This is a genomic window from Streptomyces sp. NBC_00631 (assembly GCF_045206895.1).
Taxonomy (GTDB): domain Bacteria; phylum Actinomycetota; class Actinomycetes; order Streptomycetales; family Streptomycetaceae; genus Streptomyces.
The window spans coordinates 73,475-89,641 of sequence record NZ_CP107734.1 but is presented as its reverse complement, the minus strand read 5'-3'; the positions used below and the strand labels follow the sequence as shown (position 1 = coordinate 89,641).

Genomic DNA, 16,167 nt, shown 5'->3' with positions numbered 1-16,167 from the left:
GCGCGTACATCTGGCAGCTGGCCGACTCCGACACGCTCCTGGTCGCCTGGCTAACCGTGGCCGAGCCCCCCGCCGGCCAGGCCGAGGCGGAGCTGATCGCGGAGTTCACCTCGATCCACGGAGCGCTCCCATTCGCCAACCGCAACCGGGGATCCTCGATCGTGCGCGGACCCGCTGGCGTTATCGATGCAGTTGGCCCCACTTCCGGCCAGGAAGTACACCTCGTAGCCGAGCCGGCCGATGACGTCCAGCTCGTAGTCGAGTTGCCGTACGGCGCGCTCGTCTCTGTCCAGGCCGCGGGCGGCCATCCCGGTCTCGCACCGCTGCCGCAGCAGCCGCGCCGCTGAGCCGGACTCCTCGCCGGCGCCCACGACGGCGGGTTCGGGGAAGTGCGGACGGCCGAGGCCGAGATCGGCCGGGGTGAGCGTGCAGGACTGGCCGGTGGCCTCGGTCTCCGCCAGCAGACGCACAGCCCGGCCGCGATCGTCGCCGACGGCCTGGGCGATCCGCTCGGCGGCCGCGGCCATGGCTGTCGGCCCTTTCAGCCACCGCTCGCCGCCGTCCAGGAACCGGCGGTCGACTGGCCGCAGCAGGCGGGCCGCGTCCAGGACGTCGGCCACCCGTTGCTGGTCGGGATCGGCGTAGCGGACCGCGTTGGTCAGTACCGTGCGCACCCCCACCTGGTCGCCCAGGCCCACCGTGCGGGCGGCCAGCCGCAGCGATCCCGGCCCAGTGCCCTGCCGCCCCAGATACACGGCGTCCAGGCGCAGCCGGTCCCCGGCCAGCTCCCGCCACGGCTCAAGCAGCTGCTCGGCAACGTCGGGCCGGCCGGCGGACAGCGCGCAGCGGCTCGGAGGAGGGGCCGAGCAGCACCACCAGGTCCTCGTCGGCGTGGGCGTGCAGGCCAGGACACGACCGGCGCCGCGCCGTCGGCCTCGGCGTGCGCGGCGGACACCAGCCGGCACAGCCGCGCCCACCCGGCCGGGTTCTGCGCGAGCAGGGTGATCCGCAGCGGCGGTTCCACCACGTGCGCGCCGCCGCGCACGGGCGTACGGGGTCGGCCGACCGCCGGGTCCGGCGGCGTGAGCGGGGCGACGGCGACGTCGACCCCGAAGACGGGGCGGATCCCGGCGGTTGCGGCGGCCTTGGCGACGCGTACCGTGCCCGCGACGGTGTCCCGGTCGGTCAGCGCGAGCGTCGTCATCCCTCGCTCGGCAGCACGCTGCACGAGCGCATGCGGGAGGGAGGCGCCGTAACGGGCCGAATAGCCGGAGGCGACGTGCAGATGAGTAAATCCACCGCTCCGCACCTCCTGCCTCTCGCTTGTCCCTCCCCTGACCGGTGTCCCTCCAGGTCTCCACCATAACCGAAAACCGAAAATCTGTTCGAACTCGTCGGGTGATGTCGTCCACGTGTCGCCCGCGGGCGCCAGATCCGTTCTCGTGCCTGCCCCCATGGCCGCAGCGGCGGGCCGGCATGTTGACGTCTGGAGTGCCGTACAACTCCGGCAGTGAGTGATGGTCCGCTTGGACCACTCGTATGCCGTAGGCTGCGGTCTATCGACGCGGGGTGGAGCAGCTCGGTAGCTCGCTGGGCTCATAACCCAGAGGTCGCAGGTTCAAATCCTGTCCCCGCTACCAACTCCGGCCCCCTTGACGCCATGTCGAGGGGCCGGATGCGTTATGCGGCACGGTGAATGACCTCGCCTCGCTCCTTCGTCCACGTTCGCAGAGGCTCATGCTCTCCGCCGGTGTCCTCCAGCAAGATGATCGTCACTCCGTCACGGCTGCCATGTATCCCCAGCCAGCCGCGGAACTTCTCCAACGCCACCTCGTGGTCGGTCCAGGTGCCTTCCACGGCCGGGCCGCTGGGCCTGAACTGCATCGTGACGTGCCATGTCCCCACGGGGCCATCCTGCCCGACCAGGCGCTACGGCGACGACACGCGCGACCGGTCCGGCCGGGACGGCCAACCGGTGGATCTTGCTTCTGCTCCCCGCGCGCCACACTCGGTGCGGAGCGGTCGTACGCTGCGCTGAAGGCCATGGTCCGCGAGGATGTCCCCGTACGCTCGCCCGTCGACGTCGTACGCCCCGTCACCGTGCGGGACCTGCCTGCCGAGGACCACTGGCCGGGCACCCAGACCCGCTATGAGGTCAAGGCCGACGGGTGGCGGGCCGTCGCCGGCGTCCTCGAGGAACACCGTCCCGTCCTGTACTCCCGGCAGGGAGGCGACCTCGGCGCGATGGCCCCGGAGGTCCTGGACGAGCTGCACAATCTGCCGGTCGGAACGGTCCTGGACGGAGAGCTGTGCGCCGTGGTTGGCGACCGCCTCGACTTCACCGCGCTGGCCCGCCGCCGCGGCCGCGACCGCCGGCGCTGGCCACCGATCGTGTACCTGGTCGTCGACTGCCTCGCCATCACCGGCACCGACCTGCGCCCCCGCCCGCTGCAGGAACGCCTGGACCGGCTCGGCGAGGTGTTGCGGCCACCGCCCAGTGTGATCCAGCCGGTGCCCGCCACCACCAGCCGCACGGAGGCCTTGGCCTGGTACGAGGAGCTCCGGCCCCATGGTTGTTTACGCACAACTGCCGTGTCTCATAGGGCATGTTGGAGCGGCCTATCGAACGCATTTGTTGGGTGTTCTGCACTGTGTCCCGTCCGTACCGTCGGTGGGCATGGAGCTAGCGTTCTACTCCAGTGAGGGCTGGGAGTCCTGGGGGTTGTCGGGGAAGCCGACGATTCCCGAGGGGATGGCGTTCCTTGTCGACGATGACCTGCTGTTCGAGGACGGACGGGGGGTACGTGCAACGGCAGTGGCCAACGAGTGGTTGCGGTTGCGGCCGACGGAGAACTGTCCGGCGCCGTCGTCATGGGGGACGTACGCGCGGATCCTGCGGGACTGGATCGCGGCGGCCCAGCTGCACGAGATCGAGGTCTTCGACACCCGGGATCGGCTGAAGGCTCTGCTCAGTACCTATGCGGTGGACCGGGCTACCGGGGACCCCAAGCGGCGGCTGGGGGCGGTTACGTGGAACCAGCACATGAGCGTGCTGGGGATGTTCTACCGGTGGGCGATGGCCGAGCAGCACGCCACAGCGGTGCCGTTCACCTACCAGCAGGCGGTGATGCTCTACGCCGAGACCGCCCGCGAGGTCCTGGTCAATCAGGCCCGGCGTCGGGTTCCGAAGGACCATGTGACGATCAAGTACCTAGAGGACGACTTCGCGGCCACGTTCGTCAACGGTCTAGCGGGGCTGCGGCCGGACGGGAGCGAGGACGAGGGGCCGGGCCGGTTTCGCGGACGGCATCTGGCACGCAACGGCGCGGTGGGCGAGCTCGTGATGTCCTCCGGTACCCGGCTGCAGGAGTTCTCCTACCTGCTGGCCTGAGAGATCCCACCACTTCCGCCGACGCCACGGTTGATGCCGATCGCGTTTCTGCTGCCGGAGAGCATCACCAAGGGCAGCAAGTTCCGCGTCGCCTGGACTTCGTACAGTGCACTGACCCGCGTGCATTCCTACATCTCCTTGGAGCGCATGCTGGCCTGCGAAGGCTCTGTGTGGCGGCCTCCGGGGAGGTGGGGTGCCCCGTTGTTCGTGAGCGAAATGGACAGCCGGGGCGGGCGGGTGAACGGGCGGCGCGCGCAGTGGCGGACGCTGCGGGCCGCCGAGCGCCGCCGTCTGGTGGCTCCCGATGGCGGCTCGATGCTGCTGGCCGTCCGCTCCGACGGCGGCCCTTTCACCGCCTGGTCGACCGTGTTCGAACGGACGGCGCAAAGAGTCCGGAAGCGGTTCGAGACGCGATTTCCGCACGTGCATCCGCACTGCTGCCGGCACACCTTCGCAAACGCGCACGGCTCACGGCCGAAGTCGAACGGGCCGAGCATATCGTTGCCGCGATCGACGCCGCAGCTCAAGGAGGATCGCGTGGGACAGATCAGTAGCGCCGAACGCCGCCGCAACGAAGAGGCCATCCGGGCCGCCATGGACCGACTCCTCAACGGTGGCCTCCCGCCCGGCGGCGGCTGCGACTTGAAGACACTGGCCACCGAAGCCGGCGTAACGCGCACCGCGTTCTACCCGAAGAAGAACCGTGACGGCACCACCCGCCCCGGCCCCTACCAGCACCTCGCCGAAGAGTTCCAGCAGCGCCTTCGTACGCTGCGGGAAGCAGGAGAAGTCGTCGACCCGCGGATCGCGCAGATCGAACGGCTCAAAGTTAAGGTCACAGAGCTCAAGGAACGTCTGTCCCATCGGGACGAGACCGTCGCCGAGCTCACCACGTTCAAGGAACGCGCCGTCTCACGCCTGGCCGCACAGCACGACGAGATCGTTCACCTGCGGGAACAGGCCCCAGCCCTCGGCAACGTCCGCCGCCTGCCCGCCCCGCGCCCCGGAACGGCCCCGTGCGGATCCTGCAGCTGAGCCTGACGTCTACCAGCAGGTCGAGAGGGAACCCGTCGGCGAGGCCCCCTTATTCATTCATCTGGGTTTCAACTACACATGGGCTCCGCCGCCCTGGCAGCGTGAGCTGGTGAGGCCGGGGTTCAGGATCCGGTGCGGTAGCGGCTGAGCATGAGGGCGACGGCTTCGTCCACGATCGCGGCGTCGGTGGGGTCCGGCGGCACGAAGTCGGTGCGTACGAGTTGAGGCCACAGGAGCTGGCTGCAGATCATGCCGAGGAACTGTTCGGCCACTGCGGATACCGGCTGTGTCTGTCCGTCGGCCGAACGGAAGTCGAGGGTGCCGGCCTGTGCTTCGGCGTCCAGGTAGTCGCGGAGGCGGTCGAAGAAGGGTCCGCGGTCGATGGCGAAGCCGGTGCCGACGATGTCGGCGAGTTCCGGCATCTGGGGGAGTTCGGTGATGATGAGGCGGCACAGCGCCGCCGTGCCGGGCCGCGCGACCAGGCAGGCGTAGTCGCGGCCGATGTGGTCCAGACCGTACCGGGGATCGCCCGGCGGGGGCGGTGCGGCGTACTGCACATCCAGCTGCCACTGCTCGGAGGTGACGGCCGCGAACAGCGCAGCCTTGGAGGGGTACCGCTTGAAGAGGGTTCCGGTGGAGACGCGGGCCTCCCTGGCGATCTGGGCCAGGGAGGTCTTGTCGTATCCCCGGGCGAGGAAGAGGTCGCGGGCGGCGCGGATGATGCGCGCGCGGTTCTCCGCCTTGATCTGCGCGTGATACCCGGCTTGGCACGTATCGCCACCGGTTTCCGCTCGGTCCGCCGCCGACATACCCACGCCCCTCGCCCGTCTCCCAGCCGCATCCTCGCTGTCAGAGGACGGTCTGGCCGCCGTCCAGGATAAGGTCCTGGCCCACAGCGAAGGCGGAGACGTCGGAGGCCAGGTACACGACGGCTTCCGCGACCTCCTCGGGCATACCCATGCGGCCCAGCGGGATGCCGGAGCTGATCCCCTCCAGGACCGCCGCCTGCACCGCGGGGTCCTCGATCCCGAGCTTGGAGTACAGCGGGGTGTCCACCGGGCCGGGGCTGACCGCGTTGAACCGGATGCCGTGCGACCTGAGCAGGTCCGCGTTCCACGACCGCATCAGGGAGCCGACGGCCGCCTTCGTCGCGGCGTAGGCGTTCGACTGCCCGTAGCCGCCGTGCGCGCTGTTGGACGCGTTGAGGATGACCGAGGACGGGTTGGACAGCACGGGCACCAGGGCCTGGGTGAGGAAGAAGACGCTCTTGACGTTGATGTCGAAGAGCCGGTCGAAACTGTCCTCCGTGTGATCCTCGAACGGCCGCCAGTCCGAGACACCGGCGTTCAGGAACGCCACATCCAGCTTCCCGAAGTGCTCACGCACCCGCTCCGCCAGGCCGCGCTGCGCGTCGAGGTCGCGTGCATCGGCCTGCACCACCGGCACCTTGTCCCCGAGGATCTGCCGCGCCCTGTCGATGCTGGCAGGGGTGACCCCTGTGACCAGCACATCGGCGCCCTCCGCGATAAAACGCTGCGCGGTCTCCAGACCGATCCCACTCGTGCCGCCGGTGATCAGGGCGCGCTTGCCCGCAAGACGATTCATGTTCATTGTTCCTTGCCGAGTCATTAGGTAAGTCGATGGACTCACCATCTGAAGGTAACTCCCGCACCACTCGCAAGGCAAGTCGATCCACTTACCATCGGGGTCTCCCAGCTGGTCGCCGACCTGGCTCGCCGTTCGCGGGGAAGCTCGCGGTGCTCATCGGGCGCTGGGGCGGTCGCGTCGCGGCAGCCGCTCGGCGACCAGGTCGTAGGAATCCTCGACCGCGTCGGTGATCAGCCGCTCGGTGATGCCGGGCCCCGGCCCCAGTGAGATCCAGTGGCGTTTGTCGAGGTAGCGGCCCGGGGTGATCGAGGCGTAGCCGCGTACGTGTGCGCGGGCGTGTTCGGGTTCGCACTTGACCGTGATGATCTGCTCGTCCGGGTCGTCGGTGACGATCAGGAACACCTTGCCCGCGACCTTGTACACGTCGAGTCCCGGGGTGAAGGGGTAGCCGTGGCTGACGTCGGGGAGGGCCAGGGCCGCCAGGCGGGCTGCGTCCTGGAGCCGGTCGCCGGCCGCGCTCATCGGGCCGCCCGCGCGCCGGTGCCGTAGGTGTGCGGGTCGACGGGCCGCTCGGCCCTGGGCAGGTGGGCGACGACGAGCCGGTAGGAGTCGGTGACGAGTTCCTCGACCAGCTTCTTGTCGACGCCTTCTCCGCTCTCCAGGGTGATCCAGTGCTTCTTGTTCATGTGGTAGCCGGGGGTGATGTGGCTGTACTGCTCCCGCAGGGCGTGGGCCTCGCCGGGGTCCGCCTTGAGGATCACGACGGGACGCCCCGGGACTTCGGTCATCAGCATGAACACCTTGCCGCGTACCTTGTAGACCTCCCAGTCGGGGCCGAAGGGGTGCTCCAGTTGGGCTCCGGGGAGTTCCTCCGCGCAGTCGGCGGCGGTCTTGTGCAGGGTCGATGGGTTCATGGGTGGTGAGCCTTCTCGGGTGGTGACGGACTGTGGCATCGAAGGAGACGGAGGGCGCGCCGCGCGGGCGCGGGGGCACGTCTCATCCTTCCCTCGAAGCCGACCGGAAGGGCGGTAGGCTGCTGACACGTGATGGTCGACAAGCGACACTCCGGGCCGAGCGGCAAGGCCGGAGCGGCTGCGGTTCCGCTGTACGGTTTCCAGCCCCCGGTCGGTACTCCCTACGGCCTTGAGGTGAGTACCATCGAGGACTTCTTCGACCAGCACGACGACTGGCCGTGGAACCCGCCCCGTCCGGGCCGTGCCACCTTCCACTACCTCATCGCCGTCACCGAGGGTGAACTGCGGCACGACGTCGACCACGTCACGCGGACCGTCGCCCCCGGCCAGTGGCTGTGGGTACGTCCCGGGCACGCGCAGTGCTGGCATCCGCCCGGCATGGTCCGCGGCCCGTTCATCCTGTTCGAACCGGACGTGCTGCGGCCCGACCTCGCCCGTCTCCTGGCCCCGCTCACCGCGCACGACGCCCCCGCCGTGCTCAGCCCGCACCCCGACGACACCGCCTGGCTCCAGCAGACGGCACTCCAGCTCCTGGACGAACACCGCGCACTGGGTCGCCGCCCCCTCGACATCCACCACGCCCTGCGGCGCAGCCTGCTCGAATCGCTGCTGCTGCGCCTGGCCAACTCCCCGGGTATCGCCCCCACCGGCACGACCGCGACCACGGCCGGCACCGGCCGCGCCGACCGGTACGGACGCTTCCTGGACGCCTTGGAGCTGCACTTCCGCGAACTGCACCAAGCCGCCGACTACGCCGAACTGCTCGACTGTTCGGTCCGCACCCTCAGCCGTACCGCCCGGGACGCCACCGGCAAGCCGGTACGCGAACTCATCGACGAGCGGCGCCTCCTGGAAGCCCGGCGCCTGCTGGGAGGTGCCGGGTGGGACGCCCGGGCTGTGGCCGTCCACCTCGGCTTCACCGATCCCGCGAACTTCGGCCGCTTCTTCCGCGACCGCACCGGTCTCACCCCGGTCGCCTTCGCTGCCCGCACAGCGAGGACCGACGCGTGACGGAAACGAGGCGGAGCCCCGTGCCCGTGGTGACCCTCATACGTCCCCCACAGCCTCACGATGAGGCCAACTTCAATACCCGAGTGCGGCCAATTGAAGTTGGCGTAAACAGGCAACCGTGACTGCCCACCCGGTATCTGTCTGCCTGGCAGGGAGCGCTGATTCGTCAGCAGGATGTGCCCACTGGCGAGCGGCAAGGGCGGCCGGCGCCGTTCGGGGAATGTTCGGGCAGGGCTGCCGCGGTCCGGGGGACTTCAGCGCGCTCGAGGGAAAAGCTGCTCAACAGCGGTCACCACCGCGGCGCGGCGGGCGGCGGTGGTGGGATCCACGGCGTGTGCGGCGGCGGCCTCGCTGAGTTCGGGCTGCGACGCCCAGGTCATGGCGATCTGATTGACCAGGGCGAGGACGTCGGCCGGATCCCAGGCGGGGTCGAGCTGTCCGGCCTGTTGCACCTGACGGAGCTGGTCGATTTTGCGGGCGATCACCGCCTGGGCGGGATCGTCTGCAACGACTGTGGTGCCCGGCAGTTCGAGGCGGCCCCAGGCGATCAGGCGGTGGTGGTCTGGACGGGCGACAAAGTAGTCGAACAGGCGGCCCGCGTAGCCAGGGAGGTCGCACGGGTCCATCTGGGTGGCCTCGGCGATGACGACGTACTCCCGTGCAGCGACGTCCGCATAGAGCGCGTCTTTGCTGCGGAAGTAGGCGTAGACGCGTTCCTTGCTGGTCCTGGCGAGCTTGGCGATGCGGTCCACGCGGGCGCCGGCGATGCCGTGGCGGGCGAACTCCTCCATGGCAGCGCTGAGAATGCGCTCGCGCGTGGTGTCGCCGGCGGCGGGCGCTGCGGTCTGGCCGGAGTCGCGGGACTGGGGCATGGCCCCAGGATAGAGCACCGAACCGTTTGGTTTGGCAGCTGGGCGATCGTCGCGTAGAGTCAAACGGAACAGTTCGGTTTGACCTGCGCGGGTGAAGCCGCGAACCACTCAGGGAGTGAACTCATGCAGCACCGCAATCTGGGCTCTCAGGGTCTACGCGTCTCGGCACTCGGCCTGGGGACGATGGGCATGTCCATGGCTTACGGCGCCTCGAACGACGACGAGGGCATCGCGACCATCCGCCGCGCCCACGAACTCGGGATCGACTTCTTCGACACCGCGGAGCTGTACGGGGCCGGTACCGGCAGCAACGAGATCCTTCTGGGCAAGGCGGTCAAAGACTTCCGCGACGAGGTGGTCCCTGCCACCAAGTTCGGCTTCGACATGACCGCCCCGGCGATCAGCCCCGCCTTCGACAGCCGCCCGGAAAACATCCGCAAGGTCGCCGAGAACAGCCTGCGCTACCTGCAGAGCGACCACATCGACCTCTTCTACCAGCACATCTCCGACCCCGACGTTCCGGTCGAGGAGGTCGCCGGCGTGGTCGGCGAACTGATCGCCGAAGGCAAGGTGAAGTACTTCGGCCTGAGCAACGTCGGCCCCCAGTACATCCGCCGTGCCCACGCCGTCACCCCGGTCTCCGTGCTCCAGTACGAGTACTCGCTCTTCGAGCGGGAGGTCGAGGAGGAGATCCTTCCCGTCCTGCGGGAACTCGGCATCGGCCTGGTGCCCTACTCCCCGCTCGGCCGCGGCTTCCTCACCGGCCAGGTCAAGCCCGCCAGTGAATACCCCGCGGACGACATGCGCAGCTGGGACGAGCGCTGGCAGGGCGAGAACTACACGTACAACCTGCGCGCCACCGAACAGCTCAAGGATCTGGCCGGCACCAGGGGCATCACCACCGCCCAACTCGCGCTGGCCTGGCTGCTCGCCCAGGGCGAGGACGTCGCGCCCATTCCCGGCACCCGCAGCACCAAGCGCATCGAGGAGAACGCCGGCGCCGCCGACGTCCAGCTCTCCGCCGCCGATCTGGCCCGCATCACTGAGATCCTTCCCCACGGCTCGGCAGGCAGCCGCCTCCCGGCCGCCGTACTGTCCAGCTTCACCACAGACTGACCGCGCCGACACAGGGGATGTGGGCCGTGGGCGGCCGATCCTGGCTCAGCCGGAGTCCGGGTGGCGTCGCTGGGCACGCAGCCGGGCCCAGTGCTTCAGGCGGCGGCCGACCTCTGCCTCATGGCCGTGCTCGGTGGGCCGGTAGTAGGTCTCACGGCCCATGTCCTCGGGGAAGTACTCGGCGCCGGAGAAGCCGTCGGGGGCGTCCGGGTCGTACTGGTAGCCCTTGCCGTAGCCGAGGTTCTTCATCAGCCGGGTGGGCGCGTTGAGGATGTGCGGCGGCGGCATGAGGGAGCCGGTACGCCGGGCGCTTTTACCCGCGGCGCCGAAACCGCGGTAGACGGCGACGGACTTCGGGGCGGTGGCCAGGTAGACGACGGCCTGGGCGAGGGCGAGTTCCCCCTCGGGCGAGCCGAGCCGCTCGTACACGTCCCACGCGGCAAGGGCCTGCTGGACGGCGCTCGGGTCGGCCATGCCGACATCCTCGCCTGCGAAGCGGACCAGCCGGCGGGCGATGAACAGCGGGTCCTCGCCGCCCTCCAGCATCCGCGCCAGCCAGTACAGGGCGGCGTCCGGGTCACAGCCGCGCATCGCCTTGTGCAGCGCGGAGATCAGGTTGTAGTGGCCCTCCTGGGCCTTGTCGTACAGCGGGGCCCGCTGCTGCACCTGCCGGGCCAGCTCGGCCACGTCCAGCGGGGCGGTGCCGGTGGGGAGGGACTGGAGCTGCTCGGCCATGTTGAGCAGGTAGCGGCCGTCCCCGTCGGCCAGGGCGAGCAGGGCCTGGCGGGCCTCGCCGGTCAGCGGCAGCCGGCGCCCGGTCAGCTCCTCGGCGCGGGTCGTGAGGGTCTGCAGAGCCTGCTCGTCGAGGCGTTTGAGGACGAAGACCTGGCTGCGCGAGAGCAGCGCGCCGTTCAGTTCGAAGCTCGGGTTCTCGGTGGTCGCGCCGACCAGGACGACCGTGCCGTCCTCCACATAGGGCAGGAAGCTGTCCTGCTGGGCGCGGTTGAAGCGGTGGATCTCGTCGACGAACAAGAGCGTCCCCCGCCCCCGGGCTCGGCGCTGCTCGGCATCGCGGAACACCCGGCGCAGGTCGGCAACCCCGGAGAAGGTCGCCGACAGCGGGGCGAAGACCAGACCGGCGGCATCGGCGAGGAGCCGGGCGATGGTGGTCTTCCCGCAGCCGGGCGGGCCCCACAGCACCATCGACACCAGATGCTGCCGCTTGACCATCCGCCCGATCGGCGCCTCATCGCCCAGCAGGTGCTCCTGGCCGACCACCTGACCGAGGGTGCGCGGGCGCAGCCGGTCGGCGAGAGGACGTGAGAGGTCTTCGACGGCCGGCACGGTGGTGTCGCTCGCGCCGGTGCTGTCGGGGCCGGGATCGTCGTCGAACAGGGCGAGCGCGGGTTCGCTGTGGTCCATGGGGCTGGGCTTTCTGGCAGGTGATGGTGTCGGGGCGGGCGGTCAGGTGCGCAACGCCGCCGGGACATGGCGCACCCTCCCGTTGGTTGACGATCCAGGTTGTCTCCGGCTGGGTCTCAGTCGACAGCCTCGATGGTGACGTCGACCGTGCCGTCGTACTTCTTCAAGGCATCGGCCCCCGACTCGATTTCGCCGAGGATGATGATGCCGGGGTCGGGGATGGACTCGCCGTCGTGGTCATAGAAGATGGCGATGTCGGGACCGGGTGACCAGTAGGCGATGTTGCCGATCTCGTAGCTGAACCGCGGCTCGCCTCCTGGGGTGAGAGACCGGGGCAGGTGACCGTACTTCTCGCGCCTGAGCAGGTCGTTCATCTGCAGCGTCAGCGGAAGCAGCGAGGCGAAGTCACGTGCCGTCGCGTTGTCACCGAGGGCTGCGTTGAGGACGGTTTCTCCGGCGGTCAGTCGGATTCTCATAAGGGTTCTGCCCCTCTGGGGGTGTCGTTGGAGTGATGGTCAACGGCCGCCACGTAGGCCACATTCATCGGAGTACGAGCTTCAGTTCGGCAAGGACCCCGTGAACGCAACTTCCACACCACCGCGATGGCAAGTCAATCCACTTACCATTACCCTGTCGCGTCCCGCGATCGGGTCTCAGTCGTCCAGGACGACGACGTGCTTGCCCGGCGTGGCGCCGGATTCGAGGTCGGCCTGGGCGTCGCGGACCTGTTCCAGGCCGTGGTAAGCCTTCGCGACCGGGGCGTTGAGACGTCCGGCGGCGATGGCCTGGAGCTGGTGGGCGAGGACGTCGGCCGGGAGGTCGGCGGCCTCACCGCCGTAGGACGTCAGCCGCACCCCGCCCGGGATCATGAACGGGCTGAAGTCGGGGATCGTCCACTGGCCCGCCAGGGCTCCGGTGAAGCAGACCGTGCCGTGGCGGCGGACGGTGCGGAGGGTGTCGGGGAGGACCGAGCAGCCGACCAGTTCCAGGGCGGCGTCGACGCCGCCCGGGATCAGCTCGCGCACCTGGTCGGCGAGGGTGCCGTTGTCGACGAGGGGGTGGTCGACGCCCGCGGCCCGCAGTTCCCCTGACCTCGACTCGCTGCGGGTGGTGGACAGCACGGTGGCTCCGAGGTCCTTCGCGATCGTGGCCGCGCTCAGCCCGACCGTGGAGGTGCCGCCGCGGATCAGCAACGTCTGCCCGGCCTTGAGGTCCAGGCCGCGGGTCAGGGACCCGTAAGCGGTCTGGAACATCTCCGGCAGCGCTCCGACGACATCCCACGGCAGGCTGGTCTCGAACGGGATGACCTGTGCCGCGGGTACGGTCACGTACTGGGCGTAGGCACCGTCGTAGGCGCGGCCCATGCCGCCCATCATCGTGGCCACCTGCTGGCCCGGCCGAAGGCCGCTGGCCTCGTCGGCCTCGTCGACCACGCCGACACCCTCGATGCCGGGAACACGCGGGTAGGTGACCTCCGCGTCCGACTCTCCCTTGCGGGTGGTGACCTCGGATTCGTTGACGCCGAACGCCTTGACCTTGATCCGCACCCAGCCGGGCTTGCGGACGGGCACCGGGACGTCCTTGATCTCCAGTGCCTCCAGGCCGCCGGGCCGGGTGACGACGACGGCCCTCATCGTCGCCGGTGCGGCGTCGCCGGCTGCTGTCGGTTGACTCATGTCGAGTACCTGGCTCCCTGTTGTCCCCTGCGTCGTCCGTATCGCCCGCCGGCCGTCAGGGGCGGTCGATGCCTTCCCACAGGTCGAGGACCTGCTGGTAGTGGGCGGTGCCCTCGAAGGGAGAGTTGCCGACGGTTTCCGAGGTGGGCTTGTCCGTGACCGCGGGCCACAAACGGGAGTGCTCGCCGGTGGCGAAGTCGAGGACGATGTCGCGGATACGGGTGTCCCGCTCGGCCTGTTCTGCGCTGCGGCCCGGCTTTTCCTGGCCGACCAGGGCGTACATCTCGGTGCCGTGCACGGCGGGCGCGCCCTCGGCGGGGCCGATCAGGAGGAGGTGGGCGTTGCCGCCGGCGGCGGCGTGGGCCAGGGCGCCGCGGGCGGCGGGGATCGCGAAGAGGTAGTCCGCCATGACGGCGGCGCGGACCTCGGCCGGGGTACGGCCGCCCTGGTCGTAGGCGTCGACGATCTTCTGCGCGCGGGAGCGGGAGATGCGCCACCCCGCGACCTCGTCGACGACGCGGTCGACGGTGCCCGGGTCGAACCGGTCGAGGTCGTTCGCCACCCACCAGCCCATGTCGTCGCTGGCCATGCTCAGCAGGATGTCGACGTCGCGGTGCGCGCCCGAGGCGAGGACGTCCATGGGGTGGGCGTGCACCACCGCGCCGGGCTGCCCGATGTCCAGGACGACGCCGGTGGCCTTGTTGTCCACCCCGCCGCGGACTCCGAGGTCCGTCGGGGCGACCTTGCGCAGGGCGTCCCGCAGGGAGAGCGGGTCGAGGTCCAGCAGCTTCTCCGGGTTGTCCGCGACGCCGAGTTCGGTGACGAACAGGTGCGCGAGTTCCTCGGCCCACCAGGCCGGGATGGAGCGGGCGGGCCCGCCGGAGAACCCGGCCAGGCGCCGGTACAGGCCGTCGGCGGAAGAGGCGCCGAGCAGTCCGAGGGATGAGTAGGCGCCGCCGCTGTGGCCGTAGACGGTGACGTTGTCGGGGTCGCCGCCGAAGTGGGCGATGTTCCGCTGGACCCAGGTGAGCGCGGCGATGATGTCCTGGAGGAAGAGGTTGCTGGCCTCGGCGAGCTTCCCGCCGTATTGCGAGAGCGAGAGCGGACCCAGGGCGCCAAGCCGGTAGTTGATGGACACGCCCACCACGCGCCCCGTCGCGGCGAGACCGGCGGCATTCGAGGTGATCTGTGTGTTCGCGCCGTACTCGAATCCGCCGCCGTGGATGTACACGGTCACCGGGAGCGCCTTGTCGGCCGGCTGCTCGGGGGCCCACACGTTCAGGTTCAGGCAGTCCTCGCCCATCCCGCTGTCCGCTTCGAGCCAGTCGCCGCTGTCGGGCTGGATCGCGACGACGCCCTTCCGGTCGTACGGGAGGCTCGGATCGAAGTCCGCGACTACGGGGCGGCGGTACCGCTCGGCGGTGGCGTACGGGATTCCCCACCAGGACCGCACCCCTGGTGCAGTCGGAGCCTTGGGCGCGGTCTCGGTCATGGCGTGAGATTCCTTCCGGTGCGGTTCGGGTGTCTGGCGCGGCGTGTCGGCGGCTGATCGCTCGCGGTGACACTCCCCAGCATTCCCTGGACCCCGGTAGATCGCCCGGCGGACAGCGGTCACCCGATGGTCGCCAGGCGACACTTGCCTGATCCCCTCTTCTCCTCGTGGCCCGTCGCCGCCCGGGCAGGCAAGGGCGGCCCGAGGCTCTGCCGTCAGCGGGTCCCGGGCTCGACTCGCTGACTTTCCTACGAAAGCCGGTGCAACTCGGACTCGAGCATGCAAGACGATCACCCTGCCGCATCGGGCAGTGGCCTTCCCGGCCTCACCCAGGAACGCGAGCCGGCTGCAGAAGGCAACAGGTGTCGTGTGACGCGGCGCAGGAGGGCTTCGTTGATCTTCTGAGGTTCGTCCTCGGGAAGTGCCTGTACCCGCACTAGGAAGCAGTGACGGCGGCCAGGGAGGAATCTGCGGCAGGCCATCTGTGGTCGCTGCCGCACAGCCCACCCCACTGCGCTCCTCGTCACCTTCCACCGTCACGGATGCAATAGCCGACCTCCCTGTCGACCCCTACGACGTCATCACGTGCGTCGCCACCATCCACCACCGGCCGTACGCCCAGGCACTCGCCCGCCTGGCCCGCGCCCAATCCGCCACACCACCTGCTCGGTGCCCTCGCCATCCCAGCCAACGCTGCCATGGGCTGGCTGAAGAACGAGGGGCACGTCTCGCCACGGCCCATCCCCATGACGGCCCGTACTCGCTCAGCGGACGTGGCCTTCAACAACATCGTCCGTGCAGGAAAAGAGACACGCCGGGTCACCGCAACCCGATACGAGCCGAAGACCCAGATCCGAGCATGCCCCGCCGGTAGGGGTCGGCGATCTCCTCGGCACGCAGGGGCCGCTCGTTGTCGTAGAAGAAACTCGCCGGTTCTTCCAGGAACTCCAGCCGTCTGCGCAGCACCGCGTGCTGTTCGGCCACGTCGGGCAGGTGGGAGAGGAATGCCAGGACGACGTAGAACCGGGTGAATATCGGAGACCGTCCTTGCGGCCTAAGACCGGCGGCAGCGGTTGAGAGTCGTGAGCCGTCAGGCCGACGGCAGAGCCGCCGGCGACCTGCTCGCCGCCCCGGCAACCGCGCGGTGCAAGGGGACCGCGAACGCAACAACGAACAAGCCGAAGACGGTGATGGGCAACAGCCAGAGCAACTGCGCAGGGTCATCCCTCAGCCAGTGCCGATTGCCCCACCAGTTCGCGCTGACGTCCAACACCATCACGGCACTTGCCAGCCAGATCCCTTCCCGCCGCACAAGCCCCACCAGCACGGCAGCCAACGGATCGAGGATCACCAAGCTGACGAAGAACACCTGCAGAGAGACCTGATGAAACGCTGCATAGGCATAGATGCCGCCACGGACCAGATCTGCGATGTGAGAACCGGTGCCTTCAATGAGGCCGATCAAGTACACCGCGAGAACCCATCTCGCCCACAACGGCTGTGCGCTCCACCGTTCCCGCAGTGCAAACCCCATTGCGTCACCCTAAGGGCTGTCCCGCAAATGATCTAC

The 16,167-nt window shown here is 69.4% G+C and carries 15 protein-coding genes, 1 tRNA gene and 2 pseudogenes; 6 read left to right on the top strand and 12 right to left on the bottom strand.

Going from position 1 to position 16,167, the window contains the following annotated elements:
• Window positions 1–206 precede the first annotated feature (206 nt).
• A pseudogene (locus tag OHB00_RS00425) lies at window positions 207–1,309 on the bottom strand (PHP domain-containing protein); the annotation flags it as partial.
• Window positions 1,310–1,563: 254 nt separating this feature from the next.
• Here OHB00_RS00425 and OHB00_RS00420 point away from each other — a divergent pair.
• The 4 genes from OHB00_RS00420 to OHB00_RS00405 all read left to right on the top strand — a co-directional run bounded on the left by OHB00_RS00420 (window position 1,564) and on the right by OHB00_RS00405 (window position 4,426).
• A tRNA-Met gene (locus tag OHB00_RS00420) sits at window positions 1,564–1,640 on the top strand.
• Between the two features lie 403 nt (window positions 1,641–2,043).
• Complete coding sequence (locus OHB00_RS00415) at window positions 2,044–2,703, top strand: hypothetical protein (RefSeq protein ID WP_406430099.1); 660 nt, start codon at window positions 2,044–2,046, stop codon at window positions 2,701–2,703.
• Window positions 2,678–3,391: a hypothetical protein gene (locus OHB00_RS00410; RefSeq protein WP_406430097.1), complete on the top strand. Its 714-nt coding sequence runs from the start codon at window positions 2,678–2,680 to the stop codon at window positions 3,389–3,391. Before OHB00_RS00415 ends, OHB00_RS00410 begins: the two co-directional genes overlap by 26 nt.
• A 33-nt stretch (window positions 3,392–3,424) precedes the next feature.
• On the top strand, window positions 3,425–4,426 hold the full coding sequence (locus OHB00_RS00405; protein ID WP_406430095.1) for a hypothetical protein: 1,002 nt from the start codon (window positions 3,425–3,427) through the stop codon (window positions 4,424–4,426).
• Window positions 4,427–4,548: 122 nt separating this feature from the next.
• On the opposite strand, the gene OHB00_RS00400 is transcribed toward OHB00_RS00405, so the two are convergent.
• The 4 genes from OHB00_RS00400 to OHB00_RS00385 form a co-directional block, all read right to left on the bottom strand.
• Window positions 4,549–5,235, bottom strand: coding sequence for a TetR/AcrR family transcriptional regulator (locus OHB00_RS00400; RefSeq protein WP_406430093.1), 687 nt, complete (start codon window positions 5,233–5,235; stop codon window positions 4,549–4,551).
• Window positions 5,236–5,275: 40 nt separating this feature from the next.
• On the bottom strand, window positions 5,276–6,031 hold the full coding sequence (locus tag OHB00_RS00395; RefSeq protein ID WP_406430091.1) for an SDR family oxidoreductase: 756 nt from the start codon (window positions 6,029–6,031) through the stop codon (window positions 5,276–5,278).
• Window positions 6,032–6,187: 156 nt separating this feature from the next.
• The gene (locus OHB00_RS00390; protein WP_406430089.1) at window positions 6,188–6,556 is read right to left on the bottom strand and encodes an MmcQ/YjbR family DNA-binding protein; all 369 of its coding nucleotides are present in this window, start codon (window positions 6,554–6,556) and stop codon (window positions 6,188–6,190) included.
• Entirely contained in the window at window positions 6,553–6,948 is a 396-nt protein-coding gene (locus OHB00_RS00385) for an MmcQ/YjbR family DNA-binding protein (RefSeq protein WP_406430087.1), read from the bottom strand. The genes OHB00_RS00390 and OHB00_RS00385 overlap by 4 nt, the downstream gene beginning before the upstream one ends.
• Before the next feature lie 234 nt (window positions 6,949–7,182).
• Here OHB00_RS00385 and OHB00_RS00380 point away from each other — a divergent pair, with 234 nt between their 5' ends.
• Window positions 7,183–8,019, top strand: a complete 837-nt coding sequence (locus tag OHB00_RS00380) for a helix-turn-helix domain-containing protein (protein WP_406430085.1) — start codon at window positions 7,183–7,185, stop codon at window positions 8,017–8,019.
• 254 nt (window positions 8,020–8,273) lie between these two features.
• Here OHB00_RS00380 and OHB00_RS00375 read toward each other — a convergent pair whose 3' ends face one another.
• Complete coding sequence (locus OHB00_RS00375) at window positions 8,274–8,891, bottom strand: TetR family transcriptional regulator (RefSeq protein ID WP_406430083.1); 618 nt, start codon at window positions 8,889–8,891, stop codon at window positions 8,274–8,276.
• A 123-nt stretch (window positions 8,892–9,014) separates the two neighbouring features.
• On the opposite strand from OHB00_RS00375, the gene OHB00_RS00370 reads away from it, so the two are divergent.
• Entirely contained in the window at window positions 9,015–10,007 is a 993-nt protein-coding gene (locus tag OHB00_RS00370) for an aldo/keto reductase (protein ID WP_406430081.1), read from the top strand.
• Between the two features lie 45 nt (window positions 10,008–10,052).
• Here the strand turns inward: OHB00_RS00370 and OHB00_RS00365 are convergent, their stop codons facing one another.
• The 6 genes and pseudogenes from OHB00_RS00365 to OHB00_RS00340 all read right to left on the bottom strand — a co-directional run bounded on the left by OHB00_RS00365 (window position 10,053) and on the right by OHB00_RS00340 (window position 16,131).
• Window positions 10,053–11,429, bottom strand: coding sequence for a replication-associated recombination protein A (locus OHB00_RS00365; protein WP_406430079.1), 1,377 nt, complete (start codon window positions 11,427–11,429; stop codon window positions 10,053–10,055).
• A gap of 116 nt (window positions 11,430–11,545) precedes the next feature.
• Window positions 11,546–11,905 (bottom strand): cyclophilin-like fold protein, encoded by a 360-nt coding sequence (locus OHB00_RS00360; RefSeq protein ID WP_406430077.1) that lies wholly within the window; start codon window positions 11,903–11,905, stop codon window positions 11,546–11,548.
• 177 nt (window positions 11,906–12,082) lie between these two features.
• The gene (locus OHB00_RS00355) at window positions 12,083–13,105 is read right to left on the bottom strand and encodes an alcohol dehydrogenase catalytic domain-containing protein (protein ID WP_406430075.1); all 1,023 of its coding nucleotides are present in this window, start codon (window positions 13,103–13,105) and stop codon (window positions 12,083–12,085) included.
• Window positions 13,106–13,160: 55 nt separating this feature from the next.
• The gene (locus OHB00_RS00350) at window positions 13,161–14,597 is read right to left on the bottom strand and encodes a carboxylesterase family protein (protein WP_406430073.1); all 1,437 of its coding nucleotides are present in this window, start codon (window positions 14,595–14,597) and stop codon (window positions 13,161–13,163) included.
• Window positions 14,598–15,416: 819 nt separating this feature from the next.
• Window positions 15,417–15,629: pseudogene (locus tag OHB00_RS00345) on the bottom strand (hypothetical protein); the annotation flags it as partial.
• 58 nt (window positions 15,630–15,687) lie between these two features.
• Window positions 15,688–16,131: a hypothetical protein gene (locus OHB00_RS00340; protein ID WP_406430071.1), complete on the bottom strand. Its 444-nt coding sequence runs from the start codon at window positions 16,129–16,131 to the stop codon at window positions 15,688–15,690.
• Window positions 16,132–16,167: the final 36 nt, after the last annotated feature.